Origin of the sequence: Paraburkholderia sp. Ac-20347, assembly GCF_017104805.1 — a bacterium.
Taxonomy (GTDB): domain Bacteria; phylum Pseudomonadota; class Gammaproteobacteria; order Burkholderiales; family Burkholderiaceae; genus Paraburkholderia; species Paraburkholderia tropica.
Genome location: NZ_JAAGPN010000509.1, coordinates 1 through 2,349, shown reverse-complemented (window position 1 = coordinate 2,349; position 2,349 = coordinate 1). Strand labels below are relative to the sequence as shown.

The 2,349-nt window shown below is 67.6% G+C and carries 3 protein-coding genes; 2 read left to right on the top strand and 1 reads right to left on the bottom strand.

Features of this window, described 5'->3' with window-relative positions; translation table 11 throughout:
• Window positions 1–105 precede the first annotated feature (105 nt).
• A complete protein-coding gene (locus G3N97_RS38150; protein WP_205997903.1) occupies window positions 106–840 on the bottom strand; it encodes a metallophosphoesterase in 735 nt (244 codons plus the stop codon).
• 228 nt (window positions 841–1,068) lie between these two features.
• On the opposite strand from G3N97_RS38150, the gene G3N97_RS38145 reads away from it, so the two are divergent.
• Together G3N97_RS38145 and G3N97_RS38140 are read left to right on the top strand one after the other, a co-directional pair.
• Window positions 1,069–1,731, top strand: coding sequence for a DUF1345 domain-containing protein (locus G3N97_RS38145; RefSeq protein WP_176080131.1), 663 nt, complete (start codon window positions 1,069–1,071; stop codon window positions 1,729–1,731).
• Window positions 1,732–2,039: 308 nt separating this feature from the next.
• A partial coding sequence (locus G3N97_RS38140; RefSeq protein WP_205997902.1) for a hypothetical protein occupies window positions 2,040–2,349 on the top strand: 310 nt, incomplete at its 3' end.

Sequence of the window (2,349 nt, the reverse complement as noted above, 5' to 3'; positions counted from 1 at the left end):
CTGTTTTCGCGCGTGCGCGAGCCGCGCTCGGCGGCGACGCTGCAATTGCTGGCTTCGAGTCTGGGCGCGGGCTGAGCGCCCGCAAGATGGATCGACGATGCGGATTCAGGGCAGCGCGAACGCCGCCGCGCCCTGCTCGCGCGCCGCCTGGGTCGAAACCGACCAGTTGCGCAGCGACAGCGCCTCGACCATCGTGAGGCGTCCTTCGGCAATATAGGCGCCCGTGTCGATATACATCTGCGAGCCGATCTGGCGCGGCTCGCGCATCGGCGTGTGGCCGCAGTAGGTGAGCGAGAGCGCGAGGCTCGCGGGCGTGCCCGCGTTGAAGGCGAGCTCGCGGCCCCAGAGCATGCGCTCGCGCACGTGCTCGTTGAACTGGCCGGCGTCGAGTTCGGTGTCGTCGCCGAAAAATTCCGCGTGCAGCACGTTAAAGCGCGCGCCGCCCTCGCCGACCGTGCGCACCAGCGGCAACTGGCGCAGGCGCTTCGCGTACAGCGCCAGCGCGCGCTCCGGCACGTGCTGCGCCCAGCCGCCGCCAATCCCGTACCACTGATGGCGCGGCAGCCGCCCTTCGACGACCGCGCACAACGCGTCTTCGTGATTGCCGAGCACGGCGTGGAACCACGGCTTGTCGAGCAGCGTGAGCGCCTCTTCGCACTGCTCGCCGCGATCGATCAGGTCGCCGACCGAAAACAGGCGATCGGCCGCGGCGTCGAAACTCACCTCGCGCAGCAGGAAGCGCAAGGCATCCACGCAGCCGTGCAGGTCGCCCACGACAAAGTCGCGGCCGGCCTCGTTGCTGGCGTGATGCTGGACTTCGGTGGCGAGAGTGGGCGTCATCTTTTCATCATAGCGCCCGGCGGGCGCGATGTATGCGCGCCATTTATCGTTTCCTGGCGCTTTTTTTCGGCGGCCTTCGCGCAGCGTGGGCGCGCTGTCCGGCGTCTGCCAGCCCTCGTGTCCCCATTCGACCAACCCAGGCCGCGATCCGGGATCACGCCCCGACGCGCCCCTGGTTAGAATCGCTGCAACACCGCGCATGTTCCCCGCATATTCATCAGGGCGTCGATGCCAATGAAGGTCTTTCCGCAAGTCTTGCGCAATCGCCCGCATATGATGATCGGCATCGTGCTGGGCGTGCTGATCGGCGCGCTCGTGCCCGCGTCGATCCAGCCGGTGGCGCGCGTGCTGGTCGGCTGGGACGTCGCGATCTGGACCTACCTCGTGCTGATCTGGATTCACATGATCCGCAGCGACGAAACCAGCGTGCGCTGCAACGCGCAGCGCGAGGATCAGAACGCGGGCACGGTGCTCATGCTGGTGTGCGCGGCGACGGTGGCCAGCATCGTCGCCATCGTGCTCGAACTCGGCTCCACCAAGGATCTGCACACGGCCTCGAAGGTGCTGCATTCGCTGCTCACGGGCCTCACGCTGATCGGCGCGTGGTTCCTGATTCCGACCATCTTCACGCTGCATTACGCGCGCGTGTATTACGGCTCCGATCCCCATTCGCCCGCGCTCGCGTTCCCCGACGCCAAACTCCAGCCGGATTATTGGGACTTCCTGTATTTTTCCTTCACGATCGCCTGCGCTTCGCAAACCGCCGATGTCGGCCTGCGCGGACGCAGCGCGCGGCGCAGCGTGCTCGCGCAATCGATTCTGTCGTTCTACTTCAACGTTTCCGTGCTCGGGCTGTGCGTGAACATCGCGGCGAGCATGGTCGGGAACTAGACCGGCATCGATTGCAATCGGTGCACGCGCGGCGCGCGCTCCGCCGCGCCGGAATCCGGCGTCGCCGCCAGCCGGCTTGGCGGCGCGGCGATCGCGCGCCACAGGCACATGCCTTGCTGAATCCCGCATCAAGTCGCCGTGCGTCGCCGACGCTTTGGTTCCGGCCTGCTCTTGCACTACATTGAACAGGACACGCGCCATCGCCCGGCCCCGCGCGGCCCGCTCCGGCAGCCCACGGGCAACGTGATCGCATCCGGTGGTATTTCGGCCCTGCATCCACGCTGTCCGACGTATCTGGAATACGACCGATGGAACCTCCTCACGCCTATGCGCCGCGGATCTACTTCGTCCATTCCGTCCTTGCCGGGCCGCTCGACGCGTGGCCCGAGCACTTCGCGCACGCGGCCTCGCTGGGCTTCGATCATGTCCTGATCGGCGCCCTGTTCGCGCCAGGCCGCTCGGGCGACGACCGCATCGTCGCCGATCATCAACGGCTGCATCCCGTGTTCGGCTCTCCGGGGCCGGTGCTCGACGCCGTGCGCCGGCTCGCGAGCGCCGCGCGCGAACGCGGCCTCACGCTGCTCGCCGACCTGACGCTCGACCGCGCGGCCGCCGACG

What these genes read in the sequence shown, in the direction of transcription:
- G3N97_RS38150 (WP_205997903.1), bottom strand. Translation starts at nt 840, where the DNA reads ATGACGCCCACTCTCGCCACCGAAGTCCAGCATCACGCCAGCAACGAG.
- G3N97_RS38145 (WP_176080131.1), top strand. Translation starts at nt 1,069, where the DNA reads ATGCCAATGAAGGTCTTTCCGCAAGTCTTGCGCAATCGCCCGCATATG.